Source organism: Rhodanobacter sp. Col0626 (assembly GCF_049994385.1).
Taxonomy (GTDB): Bacteria; Pseudomonadota; Gammaproteobacteria; order Xanthomonadales; family Rhodanobacteraceae; genus Rhodanobacter.
In genome coordinates this window covers 2,872,873-2,886,976 of record NZ_CP188260.1, presented here as the reverse complement: position 1 = coordinate 2,886,976, position 14,104 = coordinate 2,872,873, and the positions used below count along the sequence as shown (strand labels likewise).

General features: G+C 64.9%; 13 protein-coding genes and 1 pseudogene. 11 read left to right on the top strand and 3 right to left on the bottom strand.

Going from position 1 to position 14,104, the window contains the following annotated elements; genetic code table 11:
• Positions 1-9: 9 nt before the first annotated feature.
• Positions 10-855, top strand: coding sequence for a pantoate--beta-alanine ligase (gene panC, locus ACPPVV_RS12480; protein ID WP_426700213.1), 846 nt, complete (start codon positions 10-12; stop codon positions 853-855).
• A gap of 97 nt (positions 856-952) precedes the next feature.
• Complete coding sequence (panD, locus tag ACPPVV_RS12475) at positions 953-1,339, top strand: aspartate 1-decarboxylase (protein WP_426700212.1); 387 nt, start codon at positions 953-955, stop codon at positions 1,337-1,339.
• A gap of 16 nt (positions 1,340-1,355) precedes the next feature.
• Here panD and queG read toward each other — a convergent pair whose 3' ends face one another.
• Positions 1,356-2,453 (bottom strand): tRNA epoxyqueuosine(34) reductase QueG, encoded by a 1,098-nt coding sequence (gene queG / locus ACPPVV_RS12470; protein WP_426700211.1) that lies wholly within the window; start codon positions 2,451-2,453, stop codon positions 1,356-1,358.
• Between the two features lie 15 nt (positions 2,454-2,468).
• Here queG and ACPPVV_RS12465 point away from each other — a divergent pair, with 15 nt between their 5' ends.
• The 6 genes from ACPPVV_RS12465 (at position 2,469) to ACPPVV_RS12440 (ending at position 9,831) form a co-directional block, all read left to right on the top strand.
• Positions 2,469-3,968: an NAD(P)H-hydrate dehydratase gene (locus tag ACPPVV_RS12465; RefSeq protein ID WP_426700210.1), complete on the top strand. Its 1,500-nt coding sequence runs from the start codon at positions 2,469-2,471 to the stop codon at positions 3,966-3,968.
• Complete coding sequence (tsaE, locus tag ACPPVV_RS12460; protein ID WP_426700209.1) at positions 3,961-4,458, top strand: tRNA (adenosine(37)-N6)-threonylcarbamoyltransferase complex ATPase subunit type 1 TsaE; 498 nt, start codon at positions 3,961-3,963, stop codon at positions 4,456-4,458. Before ACPPVV_RS12465 ends, tsaE begins: the two co-directional genes overlap by 8 nt.
• A 173-nt stretch (positions 4,459-4,631) precedes the next feature.
• Positions 4,632-6,140 (top strand): N-acetylmuramoyl-L-alanine amidase family protein, encoded by a 1,509-nt coding sequence (locus tag ACPPVV_RS12455; protein WP_426700208.1) that lies wholly within the window; start codon positions 4,632-4,634, stop codon positions 6,138-6,140.
• Between the two features lie 63 nt (positions 6,141-6,203).
• Positions 6,204-8,006, top strand: a complete 1,803-nt coding sequence (gene mutL, locus ACPPVV_RS12450; RefSeq protein WP_426700207.1) for a DNA mismatch repair endonuclease MutL — start codon at positions 6,204-6,206, stop codon at positions 8,004-8,006.
• Positions 8,007-8,030: 24 nt separating this feature from the next.
• Complete coding sequence (locus ACPPVV_RS12445; protein WP_426700206.1) at positions 8,031-8,939, top strand: DUF1684 domain-containing protein; 909 nt, start codon at positions 8,031-8,033, stop codon at positions 8,937-8,939.
• Positions 8,923-9,831 carry a DUF1684 domain-containing protein gene (locus ACPPVV_RS12440; protein ID WP_426700205.1) on the top strand — a complete coding sequence of 303 codons (909 nt, stop codon included), beginning with the start codon at positions 8,923-8,925 and terminating at the stop codon, positions 9,829-9,831. The genes ACPPVV_RS12445 and ACPPVV_RS12440 overlap by 17 nt, the downstream gene beginning before the upstream one ends.
• Before the next feature lie 81 nt (positions 9,832-9,912).
• Here ACPPVV_RS12440 and ACPPVV_RS12435 read toward each other — a convergent pair whose 3' ends face one another.
• The gene (locus tag ACPPVV_RS12435) at positions 9,913-10,695 is read right to left on the bottom strand and encodes an enoyl-CoA hydratase-related protein (protein WP_426700204.1); all 783 of its coding nucleotides are present in this window, start codon (positions 10,693-10,695) and stop codon (positions 9,913-9,915) included.
• A gap of 166 nt (positions 10,696-10,861) precedes the next feature.
• Here ACPPVV_RS12435 and ACPPVV_RS12430 point away from each other — a divergent pair, with 166 nt between their 5' ends.
• From ACPPVV_RS12430 to ACPPVV_RS12420, 3 genes and pseudogenes are all read left to right on the top strand, one after another.
• Complete coding sequence (locus tag ACPPVV_RS12430) at positions 10,862-11,590, top strand: FKBP-type peptidyl-prolyl cis-trans isomerase (RefSeq protein WP_426700203.1); 729 nt, start codon at positions 10,862-10,864, stop codon at positions 11,588-11,590.
• A gap of 27 nt (positions 11,591-11,617) precedes the next feature.
• A pseudogene (locus ACPPVV_RS12425) lies at positions 11,618-12,399 on the top strand (NUDIX hydrolase).
• Positions 12,396-13,244, top strand: a complete 849-nt coding sequence (locus ACPPVV_RS12420; protein WP_426700202.1) for a sulfurtransferase — start codon at positions 12,396-12,398, stop codon at positions 13,242-13,244. The pseudogene ACPPVV_RS12425 and the gene ACPPVV_RS12420 overlap by 4 nt, the downstream one beginning before the upstream one ends.
• Positions 13,245-13,341: 97 nt before the next feature.
• Here ACPPVV_RS12420 and ACPPVV_RS12415 read toward each other — a convergent pair whose 3' ends face one another.
• Positions 13,342-14,100: an enoyl-CoA hydratase/isomerase family protein gene (locus ACPPVV_RS12415; RefSeq protein WP_426700201.1), complete on the bottom strand. Its 759-nt coding sequence runs from the start codon at positions 14,098-14,100 to the stop codon at positions 13,342-13,344.
• Positions 14,101-14,104: the final 4 nt, after the last annotated feature.

Below are 14,104 nucleotides of genomic sequence, written 5' to 3'. Positions count from 1 at the left end.
CGACACAGCATGCAAACCGTCCAAGACGCCCCCGCCTTGCGCGCCGCCATCCGCGGCTGGCGCAGCAAGGGCCAGACTGTGGGCTTCGTGCCGACCATGGGCAACCTGCATGCAGGTCACCAATCGCTGATCAAGCTGGCGCGGGCACGCACCGAGCGGGTCGTTGCCAGCGTATTCGTCAACCCGACCCAGTTCGGTCCGAACGAGGATTTCGAGCGCTATCCGCGCACCCTGGTGCAGGATCAGGCGGCGTTGGCCGAGCAGGATTGCGATCTGCTGTTTGCGCCCGACGTGGCAACGATGTATCCGTTCGGCCCCGAACACAGTGTCAGCGTGCGCGTGCCGCAGATCACCGATACGCTGGAAGGTGCGCATCGACCGGGCCACTTCGATGGCATGGCCACGGTGGTCTGCAAACTGTTCAACCTGGTACAACCCGACGTGGCGGTGTTCGGCCAGAAGGACTTCCAGCAGCTGAAAGTGATCGAACGGATGGTGCGCGACCTGTCGCTGCCGATCAAAGTCATGGCCGCGCCCATCCTGCGCGCCGACGACGGCCTGGCATTGAGTTCGCGCAACCAGTACCTGAGCACCGAAGAGCGCACGCGCGCCCCGTTGATTCACGACACCCTGCAGAAGATGCGCGAACTGCTCGACCAGGGGCATCCGTGGCAGGCGCTTGAGCAGACGGCGGCCGCGCGCCTGGTGCGTGCCGGTTTTGTCCCCGATTACGTGGTGATCCGCCGTATCGAGGACCTGGCTGAACCCGTCCCGGGCCAGCGCGATGGCCTGATTGCCCTGGTTGCCGCCCGCCTGGGCGGTACCCGCCTGATCGACAACTTGCTGTTCGATTGAGGCGCCCGCATATCGGGGCCGATGTCGATGATGTTGCGGTGCAGCGTCATCGGTTCGATAATCGTCGACTTTGCAGAGCCCCTGCCGGAAGAACGTCATGCACCTGAACATGCTCAAGGCCAAGATCCATCGCGTCACGGTGACCCACGCCGAGCTGCACTACGAAGGCTCGATTGCCATCGACGGCCTGCTGCTGGACGCCTCCGGCATCCGCGAGTACGAACAGATCCACGCCTGGAACGTCAACAGCGGCCAGCGCTTCGTCACCTACGCACTGCGTGCCGAAGAGGGTTCGGGCATCATTTCGGTCAATGGCAGCGCAGCGCGCAGCGCCCAGGCCGGCGATCTCCTCATCATCGCCGCCTTCGCGCAGTTGAGCGAAGCGGAGCTTGAGAAATTCGAGCCGACCCTGGTCTATGCCGATGCGAAGAACGGCATCTCGCACACCAACCGTTCGATTCCCAAGCAGATGGCCGCTGCCTGAGTTGTCGCGTTCGCGTTCAGCGCTGCTGTTTCGCCAACGCCCAGGCCACATGTTCGCGCAAGATCGCCGAAGCGTGGTCGGCGCGTGCATCGAGCGCTTGACGAGCCAGCTCTGATGGCGGCGCATTGCCCAGTGCCACCGCGATGTTCCGCAACCAGCCTTCGTAGCCGGTGCGGCGGATCGCCATGCCTTCGGTGCGCTTGAGGAACTCTTCCTCGCTCCAGCCAAACAGTTCGATTAGCTTGGCACCGTCCAGACGGTGGCGCGGCGCGAAATCCGGTTCGGTGGTTTCCTGTGCGAACTTGTTCCACGGGCATATGAGCTGGCAGTCGTCGCAACCGAAGATGCGGTTGCCGATCGGTGTGCGGAATTCTTCCGGAATGCTGCCCTTCAACTCGATCGTGAGATAGGAAATGCAGCGTTTTGCATCCAGCTGGTAGGGCCCCACGATCGCCTGCGTCGGGCAGATCTCGATGCAGCGGCTGCAGCTGCCGCAATGCGCGCTGGCGGGTTCATCCACCGGCAACGGCAGGTCGGTGTAGAGCTCGCCGAGGAAGAAGTAGGAGCCAGCCCTGCGATTGATCAACACGGTGTGCTTGCCGATCCAGCCCAGTCCCGCATTGCGTGCCAGTGCCTTTTCCAGCACCGGGGCAGAATCCACATAGGCGCGGTAACCGAAGTCGCCGACCACGTCGTGGATGCGTTCGGCCAGTTTCTGCAGCCGGCTGCGCATGAGCTTGTGGTAGTCGCGGCCCAGCGCGTAACGCGAAACGTAGCCGGATTCGGGATCCTGCAGCACGCTCCAGGCGTTGGCGGTGCCCGGTGGGATGTAGTCCATGCGTACCGAAATCACCCGTCGCGTGCCCGGTTCCAGCTCGGCCGGGCGGGTGCGCTTGCTGCCGTGCCGGGCCATGTATTCCATGTCGCCGTGGTGCCCGTGCGCAAGCCAGCGTTCCAGGTGCTGCTCGTCCTCGCCGAGATCGGTGCCGCTGATGCCGGCCTCGGCAAAGCCAAGCTCGCTCGCCCAGCGTTTGATGTCGCGGGCGAGGCTGGCGTAATCGGGAGCGGGATGGATGTCGGTGCTGGACATCCGCCTATTGTAAAGGCGGCCCATGCCTATAATTCACGCATGCCTGCCCATCCCTACAGCCGTGATCTCCATACCGTCGAGCAACTGCATGCCATGGAGCAGGCCGCACGGTCGGCGTTGGGTATTTCCGGTCAGGAGCTGATGCGGCGTGCCGCCAGCGCCGCGCTCAACAGCTTGCGTCGGCACTGGCCGTCGGTGCGACATATCTGCATCCATTGCGGACCGGGAAACAATGGTGGCGACGGTTTTCTGCTCGGCGTGCTGGCGCGCGAGGCAGGACTGCGGGTCGAACTGGTGGCGCTGACATCCTCCTCGCGCGGTGAAGCGGCCGTGGCACGCGAGGCGTGGCAAGCGAACGGCGGCCGGGTGCTGCTGTGGGATGCGGAAGGTGAGTTGCCCGAGGTGGAGCTGCATGTGGATGCGTTGTATGGCATCGGTCTCAACCGTGCTCCCGACACAGCAGCGAGTCGGCTGATCGAACAGATCAACCTCAGCGGACAGCCCGTGCTGGCGTTGGACGTGCCCAGCGGACTGGACACCGATAGTGGCCATTGTCCCGGCGCAGCGGTTCGCGCGGATGTGACGGTGACCTTCATCGCCGGCAAGCGCGGGCTGCATACCGGACGCGCTGTCGATCAAGTGGGCATGATCGAACTGGCGACGCTGGGCGTGCCTGACAGTGTGTACATGGATGCTCCGCCCGATGCGCAACTAGTGCTCGCCGAAGCGCTGCCGCCGCGGGCGCGCTACGCCAACAAAGGCGATTACGGCCATGTACTGGTGATAGGCGGCGAGCATGGCATGGCCGGCGCGGCGCGGCTGGCTGGTGAGTCCGCGTTGCGCACCGGCGCTGGCCTGGTCAGCGTGGCGACGCGTGCCGAACACGTTTTTGCCTTGAACACCGCGCGCCCGGAACTGATGGTGCGTGGGGTCGATGGTCCGCAGACACTGGCGCCGATGCTCGAGCGTGCCAGCGTGCTGGCGCTCGGCCCGGGCCTGGGGCAGGGCGCCTGGGGGCATGCGTTGTGGCTGACCGCGCTGGATGCCAACAAGCCGCTGGTACTCGATGCCGACGGCCTTAACCTATTGGTGCGCGAACCGCGCCGTTTCATTGCGCCGACGATACTGACGCCCCATCCGGGCGAAGCCGCACGATTACTCGGCGTGTCCACGACCGTCGTCGAGCAGGATCGTTTTTCCGCCGCACGGGAATTGGCAAAACGCCACGCCGCCGTCGTGGTGTTGAAGGGAGCCGGCAGCCTGGTTGCCGATCCATCTGGACGTCTGGACGTCTGTCCGTGGGGTAATCCCGGGATGGCATCCGGTGGCATGGGCGACCTGCTTACCGGCATCGTGGCGGCCTTGCTGGCTCAGGGCTGCAGCGCATGGCAGGCAGCCTGTCTTGGTGTGAGCCTGCACGCGCGCGCGGGGGATCGCGCTGCGCTATCGGGCGAGCGGGGCCTGCTGGCCAGCGACCTGCTCGATCCATTGCGCGCGCTGGGCAATGGCGTGGCGGGTAGCGAGCGTGCGCATGACTGAGCACGCCGGGGTGGATCACATCGAATTCGGACGGGAGTGGCCGTTGCCGGATGAAGCTGCCACGGCGGCGTTGGCCGTGCAACTGGCGAGTGTGCTCGATGAGGGGCTGGTGCTGTATTTACACGGCCCGCTGGGTGCCGGCAAAACCAGTTTCGCCCGTGCCCTGTTGACGGCGCTGGGTGTGGATGAACGGGTCAAGAGCCCAACCTACAGCCTGGTCGAAGGCTACGCCGCGCGGGACCGTCTGGCCTGGCATCTGGATCTCTACCGGATCGCCGATCCGGGCGAGCTGGAATGGCTGGGCCTGGACGCGTTGGCCGATCCGGCGGCGCTGGTCTTGGTGGAATGGCCCGAACGCGGCGCCGGCGCCCTGCCGGCCGCGGACTTGGAGCTTCGTCTGGATTACCTCGAATCCGGCCGTCAGGCGTTGCTGCGCGCTTTCACCGTGCGCGGTGAACGATTGCTGGGCAGGCTGCCCGGGCGAAGCTAAGTAGTGGTTTCTCTTTGGGAAATGTTCGATCCAGCCATTATGGAAAGGATCTGTTCGGAATGTGCGACTTGCGGGCGATAACTTGACGCGACCTGATGAATGCCCTGCAGGTCATGGATATTCAAGGAAAAACCTGCTTGCATTCGACGAATGACTGCGTTTCAATGCGGCTCATGAAGGGATACCTGAACAACTGGGGTGGATTTGTCGCCATCGCGATCATGGCGGCGATGCCGTTTTTGGCAAGCCGGGCGGCGGAGCTCAATGGCGCCCGTGTCTGGGCGGGTCCCGAATACACCCGTGTGGTTTTCGATGCCGCTGGTCCGCTGCAGTACACGATCAGCCAGAAAACAGGCGAAATCGTCATCGATCTGTCCGATAGCCGGGTGACCCATGAGTTTTCCGATCCGGCCGCGCAAGGCCTGTTTCGGGGCATGAGCCATGCCCGCATCGGCGAGCGCCTGCTGGTCACGGCCAAGGTCGATCCGGTCAGTCGATTGAAGAGCTTCGTGCTCAAGCCGACCAGCGGCAGCAACTATCGCCTGGTGCTGGACATCTACCCCGACGGCAAGGGCAGCAGCCAAGCCGTGGCCGATACGACCGCCCAGGTATCCATCAGATCCACTTCCGTGAAGCCGGCTGCCAGCGACACGGCAGCGCCGGTTGCCGCCGCTCCAGTGGTCATACCCCAATACAGCAATCCCACCCACAGCCGCCGGGTGGCGGCCGAGCAGGCGGCGGCGATGTTGAATGGCCAGCGCCAGGTGGTGGTGGCGATCGATGCCGGCCATGGTGGCAAGGATCAGGGTGCGCACGGCCCCGGCGGCACGCTGGAAAAGAACGTCACGTTGGCGGTCGCGCGTGACCTGGCGGCCCAGATCAATCGCCAGCCCGGCATGAAGGCTGTGCTGACCCGGGACAGCGATTTTTACATTCCACTCAAACAGCGCTACCGCATCGCCCGCGAAAACAACGCCGACCTGTTCGTTTCGATTCACGCCGATTCCTTCACCAGCAACGATGCCCAGGGCTCGTCGGTGTGGGTGCTGTCGCCGCGTGGCAAGACCAGCGAAGCGGCGCGCTGGCTGGCCGACCGCGAGAACCGTGCCGACCTGATCGGCGGTACCACGCTGGACGACAAGGACGACAGTCTGGCCAAGGTGCTGCTGGATCTGCAGCAGGGCTGGGCGATGCAGGCCAGCGACGTGGTCGCCGGCAATGTGCTCAAGGCGTTGGCCAATCTCGGACCGACCCACCGCGGCTACGTCGAACGCGCGAACTTCGTGGTGTTGCGTTCGCCGGATGTGCCGTCGATCCTGGTCGAGACGGCGTTCATCAGCAATCCCTCCGAAGAACGCAAATTGCGCGACCCCTCGCATCAGAGCCAGCTCGCCACTGCCGTGATGGATGGCGTGAAGAACTATTTCGAATCCACACCGCCGCTGGGCACCTGGTTTGCCGCGCAGGCAGCGCGCCGCAATGGTGTCCAACTGGCATCCAGCGACGACAAGCCTTCACCACCCAGTGCGCAGGGACATGACCAGCACAAAGTCGGTCGCGGCGAAAGCCTGAACAGCATCGCACGCCAGTACGGCGTCAGCGTTGGCGCCCTCAAGGATGCCAACCGGATCGACAGCAATACGGTACGCGCCGGCACGATGTTGACCATCCCGGCGGGTTGATCGCCTGGCGATTCGTGACGTCTCGCCGCGGAGGGCACTGCCGTTCGCTGGTAAAGTTGACGGATGACTGTCATCCGCCTGCTACCCCCCGACCTCATCAACCAGATCGCCGCCGGTGAAGTGATCGAGCGACCATCCTCCGTGGTCAAGGAACTGGTCGAAAACAGCCTGGATGCGGGCGCCACACGGATCGAGGTGGACATCGAAGCCGGCGGCGCGCGATTGATCCGCGTACGCGACGACGGCGGCGGCATCCATGTCGACGAGCTGCCGCTGGCGGTGGCCTCGCACGCGACCAGCAAGATCGGCAGCTTCGACGATCTGGAACACGTCGCCAGCATGGGTTTCCGTGGCGAGGCGTTGGCTTCGGTGTCGTCGGTGGCCCGCTTCGCGCTGACTTCGCGGACGCAGCACCAGGAGGCCGCGTTTCGCATCGAGGTGGACGGTGGAAAACTGCAGGCCGCACGACCGGCGCAGCATCCGCAGGGCACCAGCGTCGAAGTGCGCGACTTGTTCTACAACGTGCCGGCACGACGGAAATTCATGCGCGCCGAGCGCACCGAATTCGCGCATATCGACGACCTGCTGAAATCACTGGCGCTGGCGCGCGGTTCGGTCGAGTTCCGGCTCAGTCACAACGGCAAGCCGGTACGCATCTGGAAAGCCGCGCGCGACGAACAGGCCGCGCTGCAACGGGTGGCCGAAGTGCTTGGCGGCGAGTTTCCGGCCCAGAGCCTGCGTATCGATCATGCCGCCGCCGGCCTGCACCTGTCCGGCTGGGTCGGGCTGCCGACGGCGTCGCGCGCGCAGGCAGACTCGCAATACTTTTATGTGAATGGACGACTGGTGCGCGATCGCATCGTGGCGCATGCGGTGCGCCAGGCCTATGCCGACGTGTTGTTCCACGGTCGCCATGCCGCGTTCGTGCTGTACCTGGAACTCGACCCCGCCGGGGTCGACGTGAACGTGCATCCGGCCAAGCACGAGGTACGTTTCCGCGAGCAGCGGCTGGTCCATGATTTCCTGTTTCGTACCCTGCATGAGGCGCTGGCGCAGACCCGCGCCGGTCTCGGCACGCTGCCGGCGACGGAGCCGGTAACGGAGGGACATGCATACGTTGCATCGGCCACTTCCGCGACACCGGCATGGCCGAGCCAGTTCAGCCAGAACCGGTTGAACCTGGGTGTGCGCGATGCGCCGCTGGCAGGCTATGCCGCCTTGCTTGGCGAGTCGCCTCGCGCAACAACGGCTGCGCCGATGCCGATGACCGAAGAGGGTGAGGCGCCACCACTCGGCTTCGCGATTGCGCAGCTCAAGAACATCTTCGTGCTGGCCGAGAATGCCCACGGCATGGTGCTGGTGGACATGCACGCAGCGCACGAGCGGATCACCTACGAAAAGTTGAAGTCCGGTCGCGCCGGCAGCAACCTGCGCTCGCAGATGTTGCTGGTTCCTCTCGGTATCGCGGTCAGCGCGAAAGAGGCTGCGGCTGCGGAAGAACATGCCGAAGCGCTGGCCGAGTGGGGCCTGGAACTTTCCCGCAGCGGCCCGGCGACCATCGTGGTGCGGCGCATCCCCGCGCTGCTCGAAGGTGCCGACGTGGCCCAGCTGAGCCGCGATGTGTTGTCCGAACTGGCCCAGCACGGCAGCTCGCGCCGCTTGCAGGAACTGGAAAACGAATTGCTTTCGACCATGGCCTGTCATGGATCGGTACGCGCGGGGCGGCGGTTGAGCCTTCCCGAAATGAACGCGTTGCTGCGCGAGATGGAAGCCACCGAACGTTCCGGACAATGCAATCATGGTCGACCGACCTGGGTTCAGTTGAGCCTGGCCGAACTGGACAAATTGTTCATGCGTGGCCGTTGACGTGTTTCCCTGCAGGAGTCATCGATGATCCGCGCCAGCCTGTTTCTTGCCGCCGCCATTCTGGGAGTTGCTACCGTGCACGCCACTGATACCGACAATTACACGCATTCGATCGAACAATGGCGTACCGGCCGCATCGAGCGGTTGACCGCACCGGATGGCTGGTTGAGCCTGATCGGCCTGGAATGGTTGCAGCCGGGCGCGAATCGCGTCGGCAGTGCCGCCGACAACGACATCGTGTTGCAGGCCGGGCCGGCGCATCTGGGTGTGGTCACGCTGGCGGCAGACGGAGGCATGCGCATCGTGCTGGACAAGGACAGCGGCGCCACGATCGACGGCAAGAGCGTCGCCGAATCGGTACTTGTGGACGACATGCACGTCGCCGCCGACGCAACGCCTACCCGGGTTGTCTTCGGCAGTGCCAGCTTTTACGTGATCGATCGCGATGGCCGCAAGGGATTGCGGGTGAAAGACAGCGACGCTCAAGCGCGCGAGCATTTCCTGGGCATTGACGCATTTCCGGTCGACCCCTCGTGGCGGATCGAGGCGACCTGGGTACCCGCGCAGCCGGGCGAAACGCTGGAGATGGGCTCGGTGATCGGCACCATCGACAAGTTCCCGGTGCCAGGCAAACTGGAGTTCACTCGTGACGGCAAGCACTTCGAGATCCTGCCGGTGATCGAGGAGCCGGGCGACGCGCAATACTTCATCGTGTTCGCCGATCGCACCAGCGGCAAGGAAACCTACGGCGCCGCGCGCTTCCTCTACATCGACCCGCCGAAGGATGGCAAGGTCGTGCTGGATTTCAACAAGGCCTACAACCCGCCGTGCGCGTTCACGGCGTTCGCGACCTGTCCGCTGGCGCCGCCGGAAAACCGACTGGACCTGCGCGTGACCGCCGGGGAGAAGAATTACCGTGGCTCGCAGCACTGAGTGGGGCGCGCTCGCCGCGCTCGGCTTGTTGGTGTCGCTCGCTGCTCCGGCGGCCACGCCGATCGACTACGTTCACTCGGTGACCCGTGCCCGTTCTGCCCGCGTCGACGAATTGAAACATCCGGACGGCTATCTGGCGCTGACTGCCTCCGGTTGGTTGCTGCCCGGCGTGAACACGGTGGGCAGTGCCGCGGACAACCGCTTCCAGATACCGGATGCGCCCGCGCATCTGGGTACGCTGGAGCTGGATGCGACCGGACGTGTCGATCTACGCCTGCGCGACACTCATGGCATTACGGTTGATGGCAAGCCTGTAGCGGTAACCAGCGTGCTGCGTACGCAAGGAAGCAGCGGCAAACAGCAACCGACCCGGGTGAGTTTCGGCAGCAGTTATCTGTATGTGGTGGAAAACGGCGCACAGCGCGGCTTGCGGGTGAAGGACAATAAAGCGCGGTTGCGCACGCACTTCCCTGGTTTCGACTACTTCTCGATCGATCCGTCGTGGCGGATCGAGGCGGACTGGGTGCCGTTTTTGCAACCGCGCACGCTGAAGATGGCCTACGTCACCGGCACCGAGAGCGATACGCCGATCGCGGGGAAAGCCGTGTTCCACCGTGACGGCCACACGTACGAGTTGCTGCCGATCGACGAGGACGGCCGGCTGTTCTTCGTGTTCAGCGATCGCACGGCCGGCAAACTGACTTACGGCGGCGCGCGTTTCCTGTATGCCGCGGCACCGAAGAACGGCAAAGTGCTGCTGGATTTCAATCTGGCGCAGAACCCGCCTTGCGCGATCACGCCGCACGTGGTGTGCCCGCTGGCGCCGCCGGAGAATCGCCTGAAACTTTCGGTGACGGCCGGCGAGAAGAAGTTCCGCGGGGAACACGAATAGCCGCAGGAGCCCGCTAGCGGGCGATGCCGTTCAATATCAGAAGGCATCGCCCGTTGGCGGGCTCCTGCGTAACGGTAACGATCAGCGTCCCTTGAACTCTGCCTTGCGCTTCTGCAGGAATGCGGTCGTCCCTTCGCGCATATCCTCGGTGGAGAACGCCAGCGCGAAACCCTGCGTTTCAAACTCCAGGCCTTGATCGATGCCAGCCTCGCCACCCTGCAGCACCGCGTCGAGGATGCCTGCGGCCGCCAGTGGAGCAGCCGCCGCAAGCTGATCGGCCAGCGTGTTCACCGCCTCGTCCAGCGCTTCGGGCGCCACGACTCGCGTGACGATACCCAGCTCATACGCGCGCTGCGCATTGATCGGCGCGCCGGTCAGGCACAGCTCCAGCGCGGCGCCGCGGCCGGCCAGACGCAGCAGGCGCTGGGTGCCGCCGAAACCGGGGATCAGGCCGAGATTGATTTCCGGCTGACCGAACTTTGCCTTCTCGCTGGCCACGCGCAGATGGCAAGCCATCGCCAGCTCCATGCCGCCGCCGAGTGCGAAACCCTGGATGCGCGCGATTACCGGTTTGCCGAGCCGCTCGATCGAGCTCATCAGGCGTTGGCCGGTGCGCGAAAATCCTTGCGCCTGTACCGGCGTATAGCCGTTCATTTCGCTGATGTCGGCGCCGGCGACGAAGGCCTTCTCACCGGCGCCCGTCAGTACCAGGACGCGCACCGCATCATCCTGCGCGGCCTGCGCAAACGCGATGGTCAGCTCGTTGAGTGTGTCGCGGTTCAGCGCATTGAGCTTGTCAGGGCGGTTGACGACGATCGTGCGCACCGCGCCGCGATTGCCGATTTCCAGGTTGCGATAAGCCATGAGCGACTCCCGATGATTGCAAAGGCGCGATGGTAGCAGCGGGAACCTTTGCTGCCGCAGGGTTTCTCAAGCCACGAGCGTCGTCGCTGCACGAACCTGGCGAACCGCTTAGGATGACCCGTCAGGATCGACTGTCGCGATAGGGAAAGGCCCGGTGCAAATAGGCATGACACATCTGCGTTGCAGCCTGGCCGCCCTGTTGTTGCTGGGTGGTGGCGCGGCGTACGCCCAAAGCGGGGCGCCGACAACGGCTGCACCGGCGAAGCCGGACAGGGCCAAGCTGTCGTATGCGATCGGCTACCAGATCGGCAGCCAGTTCGCCGATGGCAAGCCGGACGTGGACATTCCGGTGCTGGTACGGGCGATCCAGGATGCTTACGCGAAGCGCCATCCCACCGTGTCGATGCAGGACATGCATCGACAATTGCTGCGCCTCGACCAGCAGATGCATACAGATGCGCTGGCGGAATTCAGGCAGATCGCTGCAGCCAATGCACGCAAGAGCGCTGCCTACATGGTGCATAACCGCCAGCAAGCCGGAGTAGTGCAGCTGCCGTCCGGCATACAGTACGCGGTGATGAGTCAGGGCACCGGCACGGCCAGTCCGACGGTGAGCAGTACGGTTACCGTGAATTACCGCGGCATGCTGATCGACGGCACCGAATTCGACAGCACCTGGGCGCATGGTGCGCCGGTCAGCTTCAGCGTCGACAAGGTGATCCGCGGCTGGCAGGACGTGATTCCGCGCATGCATGTGGGTGACCGCTGGCGGGTGGTGATTCCACCGCAACTGGCCTACGGCGCCACCGGTGCGTTGCCACGGATCGGTCCGAACGAGGCGCTGGTATTCGAGATCGAACTGCTCGACATCAAGCCACCTTCCGATCGGCCCTGATCGCCGCCGGTGGTAGCATGCCGGGACATGTCGAACGCTCCGAGCCCCGCCGAAAACCCACCGCTGACCCCCTGCACCGGCATCTGCCGGCTGGACGGGCGCGGGTACTGCATCGGCTGTCGACGTACCGGTGAGGAGATCGGCCGCTGGCGCGCGATGAGCGATGCCGAGCGGTTGCATGTGATGCAAGTGCTTCTGCCCGAGCGCGAACCGCAGTGATGGATGCGTTGGTGAATGCGTTGCTGCCGTTGTCGTCGCCCCCGATGGGGCCAGGCTGGAATCACGCGGACATGACCGAGCTGCTGGGCAGCACGCAACGGCAGCCTGCCGCCGTGCTCGTTGGTTTCCGCGAAGGTGTACAACCCCGACTGGTACTCACCGTGCGTACGGATCATCTGCCATCGCATGCCGGGCAGGTGGCGTTTCCGGGTGGCCGCAGCGAGCCGGACGACGGCGATGCGATCACCACCGCGTTGCGCGAAAGCGAGGAGGAGATCGGCCTCGATCGGGCGCTGGTGACGCCGCTGGGTTACCTCGACTGCTTCGAGACGATCAGCGGCTTCTGCATCACCCCGGTCGTGGCAAAAATCGCCGCCGAAGCACAGCTGTATCCGGCACCGGACGAAGTAGCCGAAGTCTTCGAGGTGCCACTTGCCTTCCTGCTGGAGCCGGCCAACCTGCGCCGCTATACCATGGAGTTTCGCGGCCATCACCGGCCGATGGTGGAGTTCGTCCACGGCGGCCACCGCATCTGGGGCGCCACCGCCGCGATGCTTTTGAACCTGTTGCAGAGGATGGGACGCGCATGACGTTGAAGACCACCCTGATCGATGTCACGACGCTGGCGGCGCTGCCACCGGATGAGGTGTTGATCGTCGATTGTCGTGTCGACCTAGCCGACCGCACGCAGGGCGAGCGCAGCTATCTGGCCGGTCACCTACCCGGCGCCGTGTTCGCGGATCTGGCGCAGGACCTTTCCGACCTGTCGCGGATCCCGGAAGGTCTGGGTCGGCATCCCCTTCCGTCGGTGGCGGCATTCAGCGCCGTGCTCGGTCGCTGGGGCTGGAAGCCGGGATTGCAGGTGGTGAGCTACGACGCCGGTCCGGTTGCGCTGGCGGCAGCGCGCCTGTGGTGGTTGCTGCGGCTGGCCGGCGTGCAGGAGGTGGCCGTGCTCGACGGTGGCCTCGCCGCGTGGCAGGCGGCCGGGCAGCCACTCGAAACCGGCAGCCGGCCGCGCGCGGCCACCAAGGTGGCACTCGCCTACGATGCACGACAAGTGATCGTCGATCATGCAGCCCTGCATGCCGAACCATCGTCCGTGTTGCTCGATGCCCGCGCTGCCGTGCGTTACCGCGGCGAAGTCGAGCCGCTGGATCGTGCGGCCGGCCACGTGCCCGGCGCGCGCAACCGGCCATACAGCGACAACCTGCTGGCCGATGGACACTTCAAGTCGCCGGCGCAGTTGCGCGAGGAATTCACGGCGGTGCTGGGTGACACGGCGCCAGACCAGGTCGTGCACATGTGCGGCTCCGGCGTTACTGCCTGCTACAACCTGCTGGCGATGGAACACGCCGGGCTGCACGGATCACGCCTGTATGCGCCATCGTGGAGCGGCTGGGTCAGCGATCCCGCACGCCCGGTGGCGAAGGATTGACCCAGCTTCCGTAGGAGCCCGCTTGCGGGCGATGCTTCCACTCCGGCTATTCGGAGAAAGGTCATCGCCCTCGAGCGGGCTCTTGCAGTCGTTTATTTCATTTCTTCTCTTTGAGCCGTGCCACCAGCTGGTGCAGCACCGCCTGCGTCTGCGGGTGGAAGAACGCATCGGCGAAATCCTCCAGCGGCAATGCGTCCAGGTCGGCATACGCATCGGCCAGATCGGCGCGCGCCAGTGCGCGGGTGGCGAGCATCGCATGCGCTGGCAGGGCCAGCAGTTCACCCAGCCAGTGCAGGGCGCGGGTGGTGACCTGGTCGATTCCGGTGAGTTCGTCGACGAAGCCGCAGGCTCGTGCATCGGCCGCCTCGATCATGGCCCCGGAAACCAGCAGCCGTTCGGCGCGGTACGCGCCCACCACGCGGCGCAACGCCAACTGGATGGCTTCGGGCACGATCAGGCCGACCTGGACTTCGTTGAGGCCTATCCGGTACGGTCCTTCGGCCATCACGCGGTAATCGCAAAACAAGGCCAGTACCGCGCCGCCAGCGGGGCTGTGGCCGGTAATCGCCGCGACCAGCGGAATAGGCGCGCGCGCGAGGGTGGCGCACAACGAGAAAAACTCGCGCCAGTATTCGAGCACGCCGGCACGGTCACGGCCAAGCAGGGCTGGCACATCGACGCCCGCCGAGAACAAGCCCTGCGCGCCGGACAGGACGATGCCGCGCACGTCATCGCGCACGCTGTCGTCGATGGCAGCGTGCAGCGCGCGCAACAATTCGAGGTTCAGCGCGTTGACCGGTGGACGGGCCAGCTGGATCTCGCGAATGCCGTTGTCGTGATTGGTCAGGTTGAGCATGTGC

What these genes read in the sequence shown, in the direction of transcription:
- panC (WP_426700213.1), top strand. Translation starts at nt 10, where the DNA reads ATGCAAACCGTCCAAGACGCCCCCGCCTTGCGCGCCGCCATCCGCGGC.
- panD (WP_426700212.1), top strand. Translation starts at nt 953, where the DNA reads ATGCACCTGAACATGCTCAAGGCCAAGATCCATCGCGTCACGGTGACC.
- queG (WP_426700211.1), bottom strand. Translation starts at nt 2,453, where the DNA reads ATGGGCCGCCTTTACAATAGGCGGATGTCCAGCACCGACATCCATCCC.
- ACPPVV_RS12465 (WP_426700210.1), top strand. Translation starts at nt 2,469, where the DNA reads ATGCCTGCCCATCCCTACAGCCGTGATCTCCATACCGTCGAGCAACTG.
- tsaE (WP_426700209.1), top strand. Translation starts at nt 3,961, where the DNA reads ATGACTGAGCACGCCGGGGTGGATCACATCGAATTCGGACGGGAGTGG.
- ACPPVV_RS12455 (WP_426700208.1), top strand. Translation starts at nt 4,632, where the DNA reads ATGAAGGGATACCTGAACAACTGGGGTGGATTTGTCGCCATCGCGATC.
- mutL (WP_426700207.1), top strand. Translation starts at nt 6,204, where the DNA reads ATGACTGTCATCCGCCTGCTACCCCCCGACCTCATCAACCAGATCGCC.
- ACPPVV_RS12445 (WP_426700206.1), top strand. Translation starts at nt 8,031, where the DNA reads ATGATCCGCGCCAGCCTGTTTCTTGCCGCCGCCATTCTGGGAGTTGCT.
- ACPPVV_RS12435 (WP_426700204.1), bottom strand. Translation starts at nt 10,695, where the DNA reads ATGGCTTATCGCAACCTGGAAATCGGCAATCGCGGCGCGGTGCGCACG.
- ACPPVV_RS12430 (WP_426700203.1), top strand. Translation starts at nt 10,862, where the DNA reads ATGACACATCTGCGTTGCAGCCTGGCCGCCCTGTTGTTGCTGGGTGGT.
- ACPPVV_RS12420 (WP_426700202.1), top strand. Translation starts at nt 12,396, where the DNA reads ATGACGTTGAAGACCACCCTGATCGATGTCACGACGCTGGCGGCGCTG.
- ACPPVV_RS12415 (WP_426700201.1), bottom strand. Translation starts at nt 14,100, where the DNA reads ATGCTCAACCTGACCAATCACGACAACGGCATTCGCGAGATCCAGCTG.